The sequence below is a fragment of the Arthrobacter sp. TWP1-1 genome, assembly GCF_049897845.1.
Lineage (GTDB): Bacteria > Actinomycetota > Actinomycetes > Actinomycetales > Micrococcaceae > Specibacter.
Genome location: NZ_JAFCXC010000004.1, coordinates 157,765 through 173,317, shown reverse-complemented (window position 1 = coordinate 173,317; position 15,553 = coordinate 157,765). Strand labels below are relative to the sequence as shown.

Genomic DNA, 15,553 nt, shown 5'->3' with positions numbered 1-15,553 from the left:
GCGAGAACGGGGTATCTTGTGGGGCGCTTCGCGGCTTAGCCCCGTTTTGGTGAGCGGTAGCCATGAAAAGTCCTATCCTTCGCGGAGCCTGTCCATGTCGCGGCGATCCTTCTTGGTGGGCCGGCCGGTGCCGCGGTCGCGCTGAGGCAGGCCAAGGGCTGGGAGTACTGGCCGCGGGGGCGTGTGGTCGGTGAAGCAGTGGCTGGCCGCTTCGGCTCCGACCCGCTTGTTGATGAGGGCGCGGACTTCCAAAATACGGTCGTAGCCGGGTTGGCGGACGCGAATGGTGTCGCCTGGGACAACAGTTTGGGATGCCTTGGCATTCGCGTCGTTGAGTTTCACATGGCCAGCGCGGCAGGCAGCCGTGGCCATTGACCGGGTCTTGTAGGCCCGGATAGACCACAACCAGGCGTCAATGCGCACTGAGGCGGGCGCGTTCTTGGGAATGCTCATAGTGCATCTACTCTAGCGCTGGCCGCAGGGTTTGGTGGCGGCCTACGGTACCGTCAGGAAACTGGCATCAAAGGAGTTCAGGTCGATGGCGACACCGTTGTAGTTGAACTCGAATTGCTGCTGGCTGGCGATGCGCATGGTGCCCGACGTGTTCCAGCCGCCGTAGGGGAGTGGGACAGGAGCCAAATGATCCGGCTGCCAGCTGTCGAACGCGAACGCGGAGGTGTCGGTGTCCCACAAGGGTACGTCGGAGAAGCTGTCGGCTGTGGCGCCCTGAAGCCCGCCCCACATGCCTGAACCCGTGTAGATGACCGGACGAACACCGGTGGCGGCAACGCCGTCGACCATTTCACGGGTGACGGGCACGCCGCCGTCTTCCACATCCAGGGCGAAGAACTGCAGCCGGTTGGCGTAAGGCCCGGCGGCGGCGATGCCTGCCTGCCAGCAATTCGGGTCACGAGTGTACACGGCGATCTTCAGCCCGGCGTCGAGCGCCATTTCCAGCTGCGGCAGGGTGTGTTCCCACGGCGTGCAGCTTTCCCACATGGTTGAGTGCATCACGTACAGCCGGAATCCGTCCGCGTAGGCCTGGGTGAACCAGGCGGGGTCGGTGATGATGTTGGCAGAGTCGATGGCCTTGACCGAGCCCGTCAATTCCGAGCCCGTCAGTTCCGAGTCCACAGTGCCCTGCGCGGCTAGTTGCGGGGCAGGATCGGCGGGGATGGGTTCTTTCACGGCTGCCTCCGGGGTTGCTGGCTGTCCAGTGGGCGATGGCTGGGTAGTGGCGCCCATGCTTGCCTGGATTGGGGCAACAGGCGCGGCGGCGGGGGCCGAGGCTGTTGTGACGTTTGGGGTGGTTGCCGCGGCGCCGGCCACCAAGAACACTCCCATTGCCACTGACAGTGTGGCGATGAGGGCGGCAATTGTGGTGACGGAGCGACGGCGGGCGTGAAAAAGGCGCAAAAAGATAGCGAAATGCCTAACGTTTTAATGAACGGTGCCGCAAATGTGATGCCATTGGACGGCAATCATCGGGCATTCCCCCGCTACCAAGATTACCGGCGAGCAGCATTTTTCGTTAGGATCACCGTCACACAACGTGGGATTTGCGCCGGATTCAGCCGCCGGCCGTGCAGCAGCCCAAGCAAAAAGACAAGAACGACGGCGGCACCCGGGTGAGGAATGAAAACTCACCCAGGTGCCGCCGTCGTGCGTTAAAGAAAGGGTTAGTCCTGGTTGCTGAACGCTGCGTCGAAAGACAATGCGGACGGGGCGAAGTCGAACTTCTTCAGCGCGGCCAGGGCCTCGGGCGCACCCTGCAGGCGGTCCATTCCGGCATCTTCCCACTCCACGGAGATGGGGCCGTCGTAGCCAATGGCCGTCAAGGCGCGGAACGATGATTCCCAGGGCACGTCTCCACGGCCGGCCGAGACAAAGTCCCAGCCACGGCGCGGATCGCCCCACGGCAGGTGGGAGCCCATGAAAGTGTTGCGGCCGGTGGGGCGCAGCTTCGTGTCCTTGCAATCAACGTGGTAAATCCGATCCTTGAAGTCCCAGATGAAGGAAACCGGGTCGATGCCCTGCCACATGAAGTGCGACGGGTCCCAGTTCAGGCCGAACGCCTCGCGGTGGCCGATGGCTTCAAGGGAGCGCACGGTGGTCCAGTAGTCGTAGGCGATCTCGGAGGGGTGGACCTCGTGGGCAAAGCGCACACCGCACTCGTCGAAGACGTCAAGGATCGGGTTCCAGCGGTCGGCGAAGTCTTGGTAGCCAGCCTCGATCACGGATGCGGGAACAGGCGGGAACATGGCCACGTACTGCCAGATCGAGGAACCGGTGAAGCCGACCACTGTCTTGACGCCAAGGGCCTGAGCCAGCCGGGCGGTCAGCTTCATCTCCTCGGCGGCGCGCTGACGCACGCCCTCGGGATCGCCGTCGCCCCATACCTTGGCGCTAACAATCGCCTGGTGACGGAAATCGATGGGATCATCGCAGACGGCCTGGCCCTTGAGGTGGTTGGAGATGGCCCAGACCTTCAGGTTGTAGCGATCCAGCACAGCAAGTTTGCCTTGAACATAGCCGGGCTCGTCCCAGCGCCAGGGGTCAAGGTGATCGCCGGAGCAGGCGATTTCCAGGCCGTCGTAGCCCCAATCGGAGGCCAACCGCGCTACCTCTTCGAAGGGGAGATCGGCCCATTGGCCGGTGAACAATGTGTAAGGGCGTGCCATGGGTCGGTCCTTAAGAGTTGTGGAGGAGTTGGGTTTCGGCAGGCTCAGCCACCGAAGTGGTTTCAGAAGCAACCACCGGGAGAGTCAATCCGCCTGCCGCAGAGGAGGCCTCGATACCGGCGAGTACTTGCTGCACACCGAGTCCTTCCTCGAATGACGGCGACGGATCGGTTCCGTCGGCGATGCTGTGGAGGAAGTCGCGAATCTGGTGGGTAAAGCTGTGCTCCCAGCCAATTACATGTCCCTGCGGCCACCACCCTGAAATATAGGGGTGTTCGGGTTCCGTGACAAGGATGCGTCGGAATCCCTGGACCTCAATGGGTTCGGTGCCGTTGAGGAAGTACAGCTCGTTGGGGTTTTCCAGATTGAAGGTTAGCGACCCGGCCGTGCCATATACCTCGACGCGCAGGGCGTTCTTCTGACCCAGCGCAACGCGCGAGACGTCTACGCTCGCCACGGCGCCGCTGGCCATGGACAGCGTTGCCCACACGGCGTCGTCGACCGTGACAGGCTCGATCCCGTCCGGGCCCGGCCGCTCGGTGACGAAGGTGTGCAACTTGCCCGAAACCGCCGTGACGGTATCGCCGAGCAGGTGCTGGATCTGGTCGATGGCGTGCGAGGCAATATCGCCCAAGGCGCCCGATCCCGCGGTTTCCTTGCGCAGCCGCCACGTCATGGGAGCCTCGCTGTCCGCCAGCCAGTCCTGCAGGTACGACGCGCGAACCTGACGGATAGTGCCCAACTCACCATCTTCGATGAGTTTGCGAGCCAGCGCCAGGGCCGGAACGCGCCGATAGTTGAAACCAACCATGGAGCGAACGCCAACACTGCGCGCGGCCCGGGCCGCGGCAACCATGGCCTCGGACTCTGCCAAGGAATTGGCTAGCGGCTTCTCAACCAGCACGTGCTTGCCTGCGGCGAGTGCCGCCGTCGCAATTTCTGCGTGCAGCCATCCGGGGGCGCAAATATCGATGATGTCGATGTCGTCCCGCTTTATGACCTCCCGCCAATCAGTGGCGGATTCACTCCAGCCATACTTCTTTGCGGCGGCAGCAACGGCCACGGCGTCCCGTCCTACGAGAACTTTCTGTTCAAAGTCCGGGACGTCGAAGTGGTTGGCAACTGTGCGCCAGGCGTTTGAGTGGGCTTGGCCCATGAAGGCATAGCCAATGGCTGCCACACCGAGAGGGCGGGCGCCGGATGTTTGGGGGGAGGTCATAATCGTCGGATTCCTAAAGGGTTGCTGCGGTGGGGTTCCAGTCCACCGGCACGGGCTCGGAGCTTGGAGCCGTGCTGGAGATCTGAACAAATTCGCCGCTGTTCACTGACTCGGCGATGGACACCATGGCGTCAAGGACGTGATAGGCCAGCTCGCCCGTGGCGCGGTGCGGAACACCGGCACGGATGGAGCGGGCCATGTCCAGTACGCCCAGGCCGCGGCCGTCGGCAGGGCCGGTTGCCGGGATGGAAGTCCAGTCCTCTTCGCCGCGCTTGCACAGCTTGATGTCGCCGTCGAAGTTGTTCGGGTCAGGCAAGGAGATGGTTCCCTCGGTGCCCGTGATCTCCACAAATCCCATGCGGGCCTTGGGGGATTCGAAGCTGTAGACGCTGTGTGAGGATGCGCCGGATTCAAACTGGGCAATGGCGCTGACGTGGGTAGGAACCTCGACGTCGAACACCTCGCCTTCCTTCGGGCCGGAGCCGATGGTGCGAGTCGGGAAAGCGGTATTTCCTACGGCAGCCACCTTGGCGATGGGGCCAAAAGCCTGAACCAGTGCGGTGAGGTAGTAAGGAGCCATGTCGAACAGCGGGCCGGCACCTTCCTGGAAGAGGAACGCCGGGTTCGGGTGCCATGACTCCGGGCCGGGTGACTGGAACATGGTCAGTGCCGTGAGTGGCGTACCGATTTCGCCGGCGTCGATCAAGCGGCGGGCGGTCTGCAGGCCTGCACCAAGGAAGGTGTCAGGGGCGCAACCCAAGCGGAGGCCTGCAGCCTGTGCTTCCTTCAAAAGACCCAGGCCACTTTCGCGGTCAAGTGAGAACGGCTTTTCCGTCCACACGTGCTTGCCGGCCTTGATAGCTGCCGTGGCAACCTCAACGTGCGCCGCCGGGATGGTCAGGTTCACGATGATTTCAACGTCGGGGTGGTTCAGGGCGACGTCCACGCCACCGGAAATTTCGACGCCGTACTCGGCTGCGCGGGCGGCTGCGGCTTCCTCAAAGAGGTCCGCAATAACAAGCACCTTGACGTCGGGGAACTTGGTCAGATTGTCCAGGTACTGCTTGCTGATGTTTCCGGCGCCGATGAAGGCAACGCCTACGGGTCCTGTCTTAGCCATGGGGGATCAGGCCTTTCCTGCGTTGAGGAAGGCGAGGCTTTCAGCGATGCCTTCAAAGATGTCGCCGGCGTAGTCATCGAATTCAACGACACCAACTTCCAAGGACTTGGCGGCTTCAATGACGTCCCAAACCGGGACCTTGCCCTGGCCGGCGGGAAGCTGCGCCAGGTTGTCGGTGGTCAAGGGGCCGTCCTTGATGTGAATGTACTTAACGCGCTCGCCCAGGCTGGTCAGCACGTCAACGGCGTTGGCGCCGCCAACGGAAACCCAGTACGTGTCCACTTCGAGAACAAGTTCCGGATCCAGCAGGGTTTCAAAGTATTCCAGGGCGCTGGTGCCATTGATCTTGGACTCAAGCTCCCAGGCATGGTTGTGGTAACCCACACGGACACCGTATTCGGCGCCCTTCTTGGCCGCGGCGTTGAGGCCGTCGGCAATCTTCTGGATGTCCTCGGCGGTTTGCCACTGATCGGCCGGAATGAAGGGATCAATCACTGTGGTGATGCCCAGCTTATTGGCGGCCTTGAAGATTTCGTCCTGGTCATCCTTGAGCAGCGGGGCATGGCCGGAAGGGGCTGTGATGCCGTTTTCGGCAAAAGCTGCGGCAAGGGCATCGGCCGTGGCGACGAAGTTATAGGGCTCAACCTTGGTGAAGCCAAGCTCTGCCACGCGGGCAATGGTACCGGGCAGATCTTCTTCAAGGGGCTTGCGAACGGTGTACAGCTGCAGAGAATACGTCATTGGGAACTCCTGAAAGGCATGAATGTGTGTTCCAGATCAACTTATGGGAACTTTTGACGATGGTCAAGCAAAAGTTTGTATTTAATGAGCGATCTAAAGAATTGTGACAGTTGGAAGCCCATGTGTTATTTATTGGGGATGCCAAAGTCACCAGGATTGCCCCAGTCGCGCAGGGAGTCGCCAAGCACTGCTGATAGCCCGGATTCAGCCGGTCAGCCGTACGGACAGTCCCGCGCCGGCGACGTATTTCAACTTTTGCGCGATGGACGCGCCAGGACCCGGGCGGAACTAGCCACCATCACCGGATTGGCCCGCTCTACGGTCGCTGCCCGCATTGATGCCCTGAGCGTGGCTGGACTCATTGGCCCCGCCGGTGAGGCGGTCTCCTCAGGCGGGCGACCGCCGTCGCGCTTTGCCTTCCAGCCTTCCGCCCGAGTTATCTTGGCCGTGGACGTTGGCGCCACGCATATGCTCGTGGCGTTGCTGGACCTGCGCGGCGCTGTGCTGAGCGAGGTTCGCAAAGACATCGACATTGCCGCCGGGCCAACGCCCGTGCTGGACCAAATGCTGGAACTGTGCGAGCAGATTTTCGCCACCTCCGGGCGCCATGAACGAGAGCTCGTGGGGATTGGCATTGGCTTGCCAGGGCCGGTGGAGCACTCCACCGGCAAGCCTGCCAGCCCGCCCATCATGCCCGGGTGGGATGGCTTTGATGTTCCTGCCTACGTTCAGAATCGCTTTGATGTAGACGTTCTGGTGGACAACGACGTCAACATCATGGCGTTGGGAGAACGCGCTTCCTACTGGCCCGACGTCGATAATTTGCTCTTCATCAAGGTGGCCACGGGCATTGGTGCCGGCATTATAAGCGGCGGACTTCTTCAGCGCGGAGCCGACGGAACAGCCGGAGATATTGGGCACGTGCGCGTTCCGCGTGGCGGTGATGTGATGTGCCGCTGTGGGAATTTCGGCTGCCTGGAAGCCATGGCTTCGGGCCCGGCAGTAGCATCGGCGCTGGCCGCCGCGGGGGTTCCGGCGGCAACCGCCGAGGACGTCCTTGAGCTGGCGCGGCGTGGAAATTTGGCCGCCATTGCCGCCATGAGGCAGGCCGGACGCGATGTGGGAGACGTGCTTGCCGCGAGCGTGAACCTGTTGAATCCCTCGGTCATTGTTATTGGCGGAGGCCTTTCCTCGGCCGGCGAATATTTGATGGCCGGCGTGCGTGAGATCGTCTACCAGCGCTCGCTTCCCCTTGCAACCGCCCGATTGCGCATTGTGCAGTCTATGGCGGGCGGCCACGCGGGCGTCCTGGGTGCCGGGCACATGGTCATTGATCACGTCCTTTCCCCAGCCAGCGTGGAACTTCTCGTCCAGCAACAGCCCTAGGAATTACCCATGCCTAACGTGACGATCACTTCCCTGGCGCAGCAGTTGGGCATCTCCAAGGCGTCGGTTTCCTATGCACTTAATGGCCGGTCAGGCGTCAGTGACGAAACGCGTGAAAGGGTCCTTGCGCTGGCCGCCGAGCTAGGTTGGTACCCCAGTTCAAGTGCCCGGGCGCTGTCCCATTCCCGCAGTGAAACCATCGGGATCGTCCTGTTGCGCGACCCGGCTCATGTGGGTTCCGAGCCGTTTTACATGAGTGTTTTGGCCGGCATCGAGGCGGTTCTTGGTGAACGGGACCAGAACCTGATGCTGCGCATCGTGGCGCCGGACGCTGCAGCCGAACGCCGCGATCTAGCCGTCTACCGGAGGTGGGTCGGCGAAGGCCGCGTTGACGGTGTCCTCCTCTTCGATGAAACGAGCAACGATCCACGGTGTCAGTTGTTGGGTGATCTGGGCCTGCCCTTCGTGCTCGTTGGTGGTACCCGTGCGCCCGCTGCCAAAAGTGCGGCGACGGCGGTGGATCAATCGGCGGATGCCGCAACGGTGGTCGAGGCCCTGCATGAGCGGGGACACCGCCGGATCGCTTACATATCTGGGCTGCCAACGCTGGGACATGAGCGCGCCAGGAGTGCCGCCGTCGTGGAGCACGCGGAATCGCTGGGGATCTCCGCCGTTGTTACGGCGTCGGATTACACCGCGGCCGACGGCGAGATGGCCACCATTGCGCTTATGGCTGGTCTGGATCCGGCGTCGAAAGACTTCCCTACGGCACTTTTCTACGGAAACGATCTCATGGCGGTGGGTGGGCTGGCCGGACTGAAAAAAGTGGGGATTTCCGTGCCCGAGCAGGTTTCCGTGGTCAGCTGGGATGACTCGATCATGTGCGAGTTCAGCTCACCTCCTGTTGCGGCACTCAACCGCGATATTGGTGAATTGGGCCGCCAATCGGCCATGTTGTTGCTGGATATTATTCAGGGCCATCAGAGGGAAAACGTATCGATGCCAGCCGGTGTTCTGCGGCTTCGAACCAGCTTGGGCGTAGCGCGCACCTAGCGGTCCGTGCGCGTCACAGACAACGATTTCGTTACCTAGGTTAACCGGTTCAGTTCCGCTCACCTCTCCGGCTTGCATAGCCAAGAAATCCCCGAAGAATCAAGGGTTTTGACCCTCATTTCATCTTCCAGCACGCTATCCATCTCGCGCTTGGAGCCTTTTCCGTTGGTCACGAATCCATAAGGTTTAAATAATTTCTCTACTTTTGATTGACGGTCGGCATAAGTTCGTCTAGGTTTGGAGTCACGTCCTCGGTATGGCCTGCGCCACACCCGAGATTTGAAGATTTTTCCGGGCTAATCCCCTCAGACAAGGAAGTCATTGAAGTGAAAATTCGATCTTTTGCCGCGGTAGCGGCCATTGCGGCACTTGCCCTCACCGGTTGTAGCGGAACTGCCGACAACGCATCCAGCGAATCAGACGGCAAGACGCTGACCTACTGGGCCAGCAACCAAGGCACTAGCCTTGATAACGACAAGGAAGTCCTCACCCCGCAGCTGAAGAAGTTCGAGGAAGAGACTGGCATCAAGGTCAACCTCGAAGTCATCGGCTGGAACGATCTCCAGACCCGAATCCAGACCGCTGTCACCTCCGGTCAGGCTCCCGACGTCCTCAATATCGGTAATACCTGGGCCGCCTCACTGCAGTCAACCGGCGCATTCATGCCCTTCGATTCAGCTGCCCTCGACGCCATTGGCGGCAAGGACAAGTTCGTCAAGACCGCCATGGACACCGGCGGAATCCCCGGTGAAGACCCCACTTCCGTGCCCCTGTACGGTTTGGCTTACGGCCTGTACTACAACAAGGCCATGTTCAAGGATGCCGGCCTGACCCCGCCCACCACGTGGGAAGACATGGTTGCGGCAGCTAAGAAGCTGACAACCGGCGACAAGCACGGCTTCGCACTGGCAGCCGGCAGCTACACCGAGAACTCCCACTTTGCATTCATCAACGCAGCACAGAACGATGCGGAATTCTTCGATGCTGAAGGCAAACCCACGTTCACCGAAGACGGCGTCGTTGACGGCATCGCCCGGTACCTTGACCTCATGCAGACTGACAAGGTTGTTGACCCCGCCAACGCCCAGTATGACAACGCAACCCAGGCCGTCAATGACTTTGCCAACGGCAAGGTTGGCATGATGCTGACCCAGAGCAACGCCAACAGCTCCATCAGCTCACAGGGCATGAAGGGTGATGAATTCGGCGTTGTCGCGTTCCCTTCACCCTCCGGTGCCACCGAAGTTGCCACCATGGTGGCCGGTATCAACATGTCCATCTTCAAGAACACGAAGAACAAGGATGGCGCACTGGAATTCGTGAAGTTCATGACCAGTGAAACCACCCAGGCCGAACTAGATAAGCCGTTCGCAGCCCTCCCCGTCCTCGCCGGGGTAACCCCCAGCTTCACCGACGACGCAGAACTGGCCAAGACCTTCGCTGACATCTACGAAAACAAGTCCAAGCCGCTTCCCCTGGTAGCGGCTGAAGATCAGTTCGAGAGCACCGTCGGTAAGGCCATGAACCAGATGTTCGCCACGATCGCCTCAGGCGGAACCGTCTCCAAGGACGACATCAAGGCAGCACTGACCACCGCACAGCAGGCGGTCGAAGCAGCAAGCTAGTCCCCGGCTCCTCCCAGATTACGGGTCGCTGAGCGACCCGTAATCTGGGCCCCTCGCAGGCGTGGGCCCAAGCGGTTTCTCGCCAGTTGCGGGTCGCCATCCGGGGGCCCAGGTAGATCGGTCCTGTCGTGGGCCCTAACGACTTCTCCCTCATCGCGCACCATCTCAGCTTGTTTGCTTCAGCTGTAGGGCTATTCAGTTCTTCGCCTGGCGTGAATCCTCCGCCTCCTTCATTTTTCAAACTTTCCCAGAAAGGTGCGTGTTCGCAGTGTCTGCATCCACCGCCGTAAAGAAATCCGGCCCAGCAGCCGGGGCAACCGGAAGGAAAGCCCGCAAGCCCCGCCGCGCCGGCTGGTGGTTGCCCTATGCGCTGCTAGCACCAGCTGTCATTTTTGAGCTCTTCATCCACGTAGTTCCCATGGTCACGGGAATCTGGATGAGCTTCCTCAAGCTGACCAAGATGTTCATCTCCAACTGGGGAAACGCGCCCTTTGTTGGGTTGAAGAACTACCAGGTTGCCCTCGACTTCGATTCCGCCGTCGGTCTCGGTTTGCTGAAGTCATTCGGCATCACAGCCGCTTTCACCATCCTGGTGGTTGGCATCTCCTGGAGCCTGGGAATGGCTGCCGGCGTTGCCTTGCAGAAGACCTTCCGCGGACGCGCCATCTTCCGCACCCTGTTCCTGATTCCCTACGCTTTGCCCATGTACGCCGGCGTCATCGCCTGGAAGTTCATGTTGCAGAAGGATAGTGGAGCACTCAACCACCTGCTGTTCGACAACCTGGGTCTCCCAGGGGATAAGCCGTTCTGGTTGATCGGCGACAACGCGTTCCTCGCCGTCGTCGTCGTAGCCATCTGGCGACTGTGGCCCTTCGCCTTCTTGATGTTGATGGCTGGTCTGCAGTCCATCCCCACAGATGTGTACGAGGCATCGGCCGTTGACGGTGCAAAGCCGTTCCGCCAGTGGTGGCACATCACGCTGCCCATGCTGCGCCCGGTCAACATGGTTCTTGTTCTGGTCATGTTCCTGTGGACCTTCAACGACTTCAACACACCGTTCGTCCTGTTCGGCGGTTCACAGCCGCCCGCGGGTGACTTGATCTCCTTCCATATCTACAACTCTTCATTCCTGACCTGGAACTTCGGTTCAGGCGCCGCAATGTCGGTCCTGCTCCTGCTCTTCCTGCTGGTCGCCAGTGGAATCTACCTGCTCTTGATGAACCGGAGGAAAGACAATGCATGAAACAACCGGCGCCAAGGTCTTTAGAATCGTCACCATTACGCTGCTGAGCATCTTCACCATCATCCCCATCTACGTCATGGTGATCTCAGGACTGAAGCCACTGAAGGACGTCCAGGGTTCCTTCTCCTGGTGGCCCAAAACACTGACAATTCAGCCGTACATTGACATGTGGAAGACAGTTCCGTTGGCGGACTACTTCCTTAACTCCGTCGTTGTTTCCACCGTTTCTACGCTGCTCTCGCTGATCATCGCGATCTTCGCCTCCTATGCCATCTCCCGGTACACCTTCCGCGGCCGCGCACTTTTCTCCGGCACGGTCTTGTCCACTCAGATGCTGCCCGGCGTGCTGTTCTTGCTGCCGTTGTTCTTGATCTTCGTGAACATCAACACCAACTTCGGCGTTCAGCTGGTAGGTACCCGCGTCGGTTTGATCATCACGTACCTGACGTTCTCGCTGCCGTTCTCCATCTGGATGCTCGCTGGCTACTTCGATGGCATCCCGCGTGAACTCGATGAAGCGGCCAAGGTAGATGGCTGCGGTCCCATGCGAGCACTGGTCAAGGTGATCCTACCCGCAGCCCGGCCGGGACTCGTCGCTGTGGCCATCTACAGCTTCATGACAAGTTGGGGCGAAGTCCTGTTTGCCTCGGTCATGACCACCGACGCCAACCGAACCCTCGCCGTCGGCCTTCAGCTCTACTCCACGCAGACCAACGTCTACTGGAACCAGATCATGGCCGCCTCGGTGGTGGTCAGCATCCCCATCGTGATCGGCTTCTTGCTGCTGCAGAAGAACTTTGTGGCGGGTTTGACGGCCGGAGCCGTGAAGTAATAGTTACAGACTAAGAAATACGACGGCGTGCTTTGCCGGCGGGGACTTACATCTCCAGCCAGCGAAGCACGCCGTCGTTTGTCAATGCCGTCGTTTATTAATGAGGGACCAAAATGGCTAGAAAACTACTCCCGGGGCAACGCGCCGAGCTGTACACCCTGGATGTGGGGACTCGCGTGGCAACGCTGCGTCTCTCCTCCAGCACACTTCTTTTTGAGGCACCCAATTGGAGTCCCGACGGGCAGTGGCTTGTTGTCAATGGAGACGGAAAGCTGTTTAAACTGGGCGCAGAATCGGGTGAACTCGAGGAGATCGATCTGGGCGGCATCGCCGAGATCAACAATGATCATGTCCTGAGCCCTGACGGTGCCACGGCGTATGTGTCCAGCGAGGATGGCCATATTTATGCGATCGACCTTGCGGCCGGGGACTCCGGCAGGCCTCCCCGGCGCGTAACCAATGACAACGGCGCGGGTTTCAGGCACTACCTCCATGGCGTATCACCCGATGGTTCAATGCTCGCCTATATTGGGCTGACTGCCGAAGACGGCCGGGTACTCACAAACGTTTATGTGGTGCCGGCAGCAGGCGGGGCAGACCTCCAGCTGACGGACGATCACTTCGCCGACGACGGCGCAGAGTTTTCGACGGATGGGTCTTGGATCTACTTCAATTCTGAACGCGGTTCCGCTATCCCGGGGCACGCCCAGCTCTTCCGGATTCCGGTTGAGGGAGGCGAAGCCGAACAATTGACGTCTGATGAACGCGTCAACTGGTTCCCGCACCCCTCACCCGGCGGGAGCAGCATCGCTTATGTGAGTTTCCCGCCGGGGACTTTGGGGCACCCGGAGAATCGGGACGTCGTCGTACGGCTTGTGGAGCGCGACGGCTCCATCAAGGACCTTGCCCACGTTTTCGGTGGGCAAGGCACCATGAATGTTCCCAGCTGGGACCCGACGGGCAACAAAATAGCCTTTGTTGCCTACCCGATCGAGGGCAGCGTTCGCTAGATAGCGCAGCCGTCCGGGCCGCAGGCTTCGGCGTCTGCTCCGCCGGCGCCGACCATGGTCAGTGGGTTGGCTTCCTGCCAGGCTTGCTCGAGCGCCTGGGAGAAAAGCTCGGCAGGCTGTGCGCCGGAGAGACCGAACTTGCGGTCAATCACGAAGAACGGAACGCCAGTCACGCCAAGCGCGCGGGCCTCGGCAAAGTCGTGGCGGACGTCGTCGGCGTACTTGTCGGTGTCCAGCGCGTCATTAATGTCGACGGCGGACAGCCCGGCCTCGGTGCCAATCTTTACCAGGGCCTCGCGGGCGCCAATGTCCACCCCGTGCTCAAAGTGAGCCGAGAGCAGGGCTTCCTTGACGGCGTCGCCCTTGTCATTCGCCTTGGCTAGGTGCAGCAGTTGGTGGGCGTTGAAGCTATTGGCCACCACGATGTCGTCGAACTTGTAGTTCAGGCCCTCACCAGCGGCCTGCTCGGTGACGTGGGCGAACATGCCGGCAACCTGGGACGGGTCCATGCCCTTGCGCTCGCTCAGGTAGCTGAGCTCGGTGCCGTCGTAGTGCTCGGGGAGGCTGGGATCCAGCTGGTAGCTGCGCCACTGCACCTCCACGGAATCTTTGTGCGGGAATGCGTTCAGGGCGGTCTCAAAACGGCGCTTGCCAATGTAGCACCAGGGGCAGGCCACGTCGGACCAGATCTCAATCTTCATACTGGCGGAAACAGGGGAGTGGCCGCGATTATTCCGGCGCGTTCGTCACACGGTCTCGCCTTGACCTCGACAGGCTCGACCACCAGATCGGTGATCGAGCCTGTCGAGATCAGTAATTCAGGTTGCCTCACCGGGACCCGACCATCGGGCCTGCAGTGGCTAGCGTCCGGTTGAGGCAACCAAACTTATGCGGCCGCCAGCTCACGCTCCGGGGTTGCGTGGAGGTAGTTGGCGTAGGCGGAGGTGGTCAGGAAGGCCGGGAACTCCTCGCCCATGGAAACGTCCGTGAAGATCTCCAGGGCGTCGGCGAAACGGTCATCTTCGAAGCGGGGGAGCTTGGCGAATTCCTCCTCCAGCATCTCCTTGACCCAGTCGTAGGTGATGAGTTCGCCCGTATCGGTGATGGCCTGGCTGTGGATCCACTGCCAGATCTGCGAGCGGGAGATTTCCGCGGTGGCGGCGTCCTCCATGAGGTTGTTCAGGGCCACGGCACCATGGCCGCGCAGCCACGACTCGATGTACTGGATGCCAACCCAGATGTTGTCGCGGATGCCTTGTTCGGTGATGTTGCCTTGAGTGCCGGCGACGTCGAGCAAGGCGCGGTCGTCGAGTTCGACGTCCTCGCGGAGACGGCTGATCTGGTTGGGGTTCCAGCCCAGAATGTCATCGAAGACCTCCATGGCCACAGGAACCAGATCAGGGTGGGCTACCCACGAGCCGTCGAAACCGTCATTGGCCTCCCGCGTCTTATCGGCACGGACCTTGTTCATCGCGTTGGCGTTGGCCTCCGGATCGCGGCGGTTGGGGACAAAAGCTGCCATGCCGCCAATCGCCATGGCGCCACGGCGGTGGCAAGCCCGAACCAGCTGTTCGGTGTAGGCCCGCATGAACGGTGCCGTCATGGTGATCTGGTTGCGGTCGGGGAGCACAAAGCGGGGACCGCGGGTGCGGAAGTTCTTGATCACCGAGAACAAGTAATCCCAGCGACCGGCATTTAGCCCGGCTGCGTGATCGCGCAGTTCGTAGAGGATTTCCTCCATCTCGAAGGCGGCCGTGATGGTCTCGATCAAAACCGTGGCACGGATGGTCCCCTGTGGGATGCCGAGCAGGTCCTGTGCCTGGATGAAGATGTCGTTCCAGAGCCGGGCCTCCTGATGATTTTCAATCTTCGGCAGGTAAAAGTACGGTCCCTTGCCCTGAGCGATCAATCGGCGGGCATTGTGGAAGAAGTAGAGGCCGAAGTCCACGATGCCACCGGCCATGGGCTTGCCGTTGATGAGGAGGTGCTTTTCCGGCAGGTGCCAGCCGCGGGGACGAACCACGATGGTGGGCAGTTCCTCGGCGGGCGCCAGCTTGTACTCCTTGCCCTCAGGGCTGGTGAAATCGATCCGGCGTTCCAGTGCGTCGATTAGGTTCAGCTGGCCACGGATCACGTTCCCCCACGTGGGTGTGGAGGAATCTTCCATGTCGGCCAGCCACACCTTGGCGCCGGAGTTCAGTGCGTTGATGGTCATTTTCTTATCGACGGGGCCGGTGATTTCCACGCGGCGGTCCTCCAGTCCGGGAGCCGGAGGAGCAACGCGCCAGCGAGAGTCTTCACGGATGTGAGAGGTTTCGCGCAGATAGCGGGGATCGCTGCCGCTGAGGATCTGGCTGCGGCGGGTTTGGCGGGCTGCCAGCAAGTCTTGGCGTCGCGCCGTCGTCGTTCGGTTCAAGGCTGCGATGAAATCCAGGGCCTCGGGGGTCAGGATTTCATCTTGGCGGTGGATGGGCGGAGCGGTCAAGGTGATGCCGTTGAACGTGATTCCGTTCAAGCTGTTCGTTGAGTTCATGGGAGTTCTCCAAGTCTGGTGGCGGTGGGGGGGGGGGGGGGGGGGGGGGGGGGGGGGGGGGGGGGGGGGGGGTGGCGGGCACCGGCGCGGCGACGACGCGCAGCGGCCGT

Annotated in this window: 14 protein-coding genes; 6 read left to right on the top strand and 8 right to left on the bottom strand. The window is 61.0% G+C overall.

Going from position 1 to position 15,553, the window contains the following annotated elements:
* Positions 1–72 precede the first annotated feature (72 nt).
* The 6 genes from ACP7B9_RS09535 to ACP7B9_RS09510 form a co-directional block, all read right to left on the bottom strand.
* On the bottom strand, positions 73–453 hold the full coding sequence (locus ACP7B9_RS09535) for an RNA-binding S4 domain-containing protein (RefSeq protein ID WP_425862801.1): 381 nt from the start codon (positions 451–453) through the stop codon (positions 73–75).
* 42 nt (positions 454–495) lie between these two features.
* Positions 496–1,416 (bottom strand): hypothetical protein, encoded by a 921-nt coding sequence (locus ACP7B9_RS09530; RefSeq protein WP_425862800.1) that lies wholly within the window; start codon positions 1,414–1,416, stop codon positions 496–498.
* Between the two features lie 263 nt (positions 1,417–1,679).
* Complete coding sequence (locus ACP7B9_RS09525; protein ID WP_425862799.1) at positions 1,680–2,681, bottom strand: sugar phosphate isomerase/epimerase family protein; 1,002 nt, start codon at positions 2,679–2,681, stop codon at positions 1,680–1,682.
* A gap of 10 nt (positions 2,682–2,691) precedes the next feature.
* Complete coding sequence (locus ACP7B9_RS09520; protein WP_425862797.1) at positions 2,692–3,900, bottom strand: Gfo/Idh/MocA family protein; 1,209 nt, start codon at positions 3,898–3,900, stop codon at positions 2,692–2,694.
* 13 nt (positions 3,901–3,913) lie between these two features.
* Entirely contained in the window at positions 3,914–5,020 is a 1,107-nt protein-coding gene (locus ACP7B9_RS09515; RefSeq protein WP_425862795.1) for a Gfo/Idh/MocA family protein, read from the bottom strand.
* Positions 5,021–5,026: 6 nt separating this feature from the next.
* Positions 5,027–5,761, bottom strand: coding sequence for a sugar phosphate isomerase/epimerase family protein (locus ACP7B9_RS09510; RefSeq protein ID WP_425862793.1), 735 nt, complete (start codon positions 5,759–5,761; stop codon positions 5,027–5,029).
* Positions 5,762–5,899: 138 nt separating this feature from the next.
* On the opposite strand from ACP7B9_RS09510, the gene ACP7B9_RS09505 reads away from it, so the two are divergent.
* From ACP7B9_RS09505 to ACP7B9_RS09480, 6 genes are all read left to right on the top strand, one after another.
* A complete protein-coding gene (locus tag ACP7B9_RS09505; protein WP_425862791.1) occupies positions 5,900–7,147 on the top strand; it encodes an ROK family transcriptional regulator in 1,248 nt (415 codons plus the stop codon).
* 9 nt (positions 7,148–7,156) lie between these two features.
* Positions 7,157–8,200, top strand: a complete 1,044-nt coding sequence (locus tag ACP7B9_RS09500; protein WP_425862789.1) for a LacI family DNA-binding transcriptional regulator — start codon at positions 7,157–7,159, stop codon at positions 8,198–8,200.
* A gap of 326 nt (positions 8,201–8,526) precedes the next feature.
* Positions 8,527–9,825 carry an ABC transporter substrate-binding protein gene (locus ACP7B9_RS09495; RefSeq protein ID WP_425862787.1) on the top strand — a complete coding sequence of 433 codons (1,299 nt, stop codon included), beginning with the start codon at positions 8,527–8,529 and terminating at the stop codon, positions 9,823–9,825.
* 268 nt (positions 9,826–10,093) lie between these two features.
* The gene (locus tag ACP7B9_RS09490; RefSeq protein WP_425862785.1) at positions 10,094–11,068 is read left to right on the top strand and encodes a carbohydrate ABC transporter permease; all 975 of its coding nucleotides are present in this window, start codon (positions 10,094–10,096) and stop codon (positions 11,066–11,068) included.
* Positions 11,061–11,900 (top strand): carbohydrate ABC transporter permease, encoded by an 840-nt coding sequence (locus ACP7B9_RS09485; protein WP_425862783.1) that lies wholly within the window; start codon positions 11,061–11,063, stop codon positions 11,898–11,900. Before ACP7B9_RS09490 ends, ACP7B9_RS09485 begins: the two co-directional genes overlap by 8 nt.
* A gap of 113 nt (positions 11,901–12,013) precedes the next feature.
* The gene (locus ACP7B9_RS09480) at positions 12,014–12,910 is read left to right on the top strand and encodes a TolB family protein (RefSeq protein WP_425862781.1); all 897 of its coding nucleotides are present in this window, start codon (positions 12,014–12,016) and stop codon (positions 12,908–12,910) included.
* Here the strand turns inward: ACP7B9_RS09480 and ACP7B9_RS09475 are convergent.
* Together ACP7B9_RS09475 and aceB are read right to left on the bottom strand one after the other, a co-directional pair.
* Positions 12,907–13,611 carry a DsbA family oxidoreductase gene (locus ACP7B9_RS09475; protein ID WP_425862780.1) on the bottom strand — a complete coding sequence of 235 codons (705 nt, stop codon included), beginning with the start codon at positions 13,609–13,611 and terminating at the stop codon, positions 12,907–12,909. The two genes, ACP7B9_RS09480 and ACP7B9_RS09475, sit on opposite strands and share 4 nt — an antisense overlap.
* A gap of 185 nt (positions 13,612–13,796) precedes the next feature.
* Positions 13,797–15,443 carry a malate synthase A gene (aceB, locus tag ACP7B9_RS09470; protein WP_425862778.1) on the bottom strand — a complete coding sequence of 549 codons (1,647 nt, stop codon included), beginning with the start codon at positions 15,441–15,443 and terminating at the stop codon, positions 13,797–13,799.
* Positions 15,444–15,553: the final 110 nt, after the last annotated feature.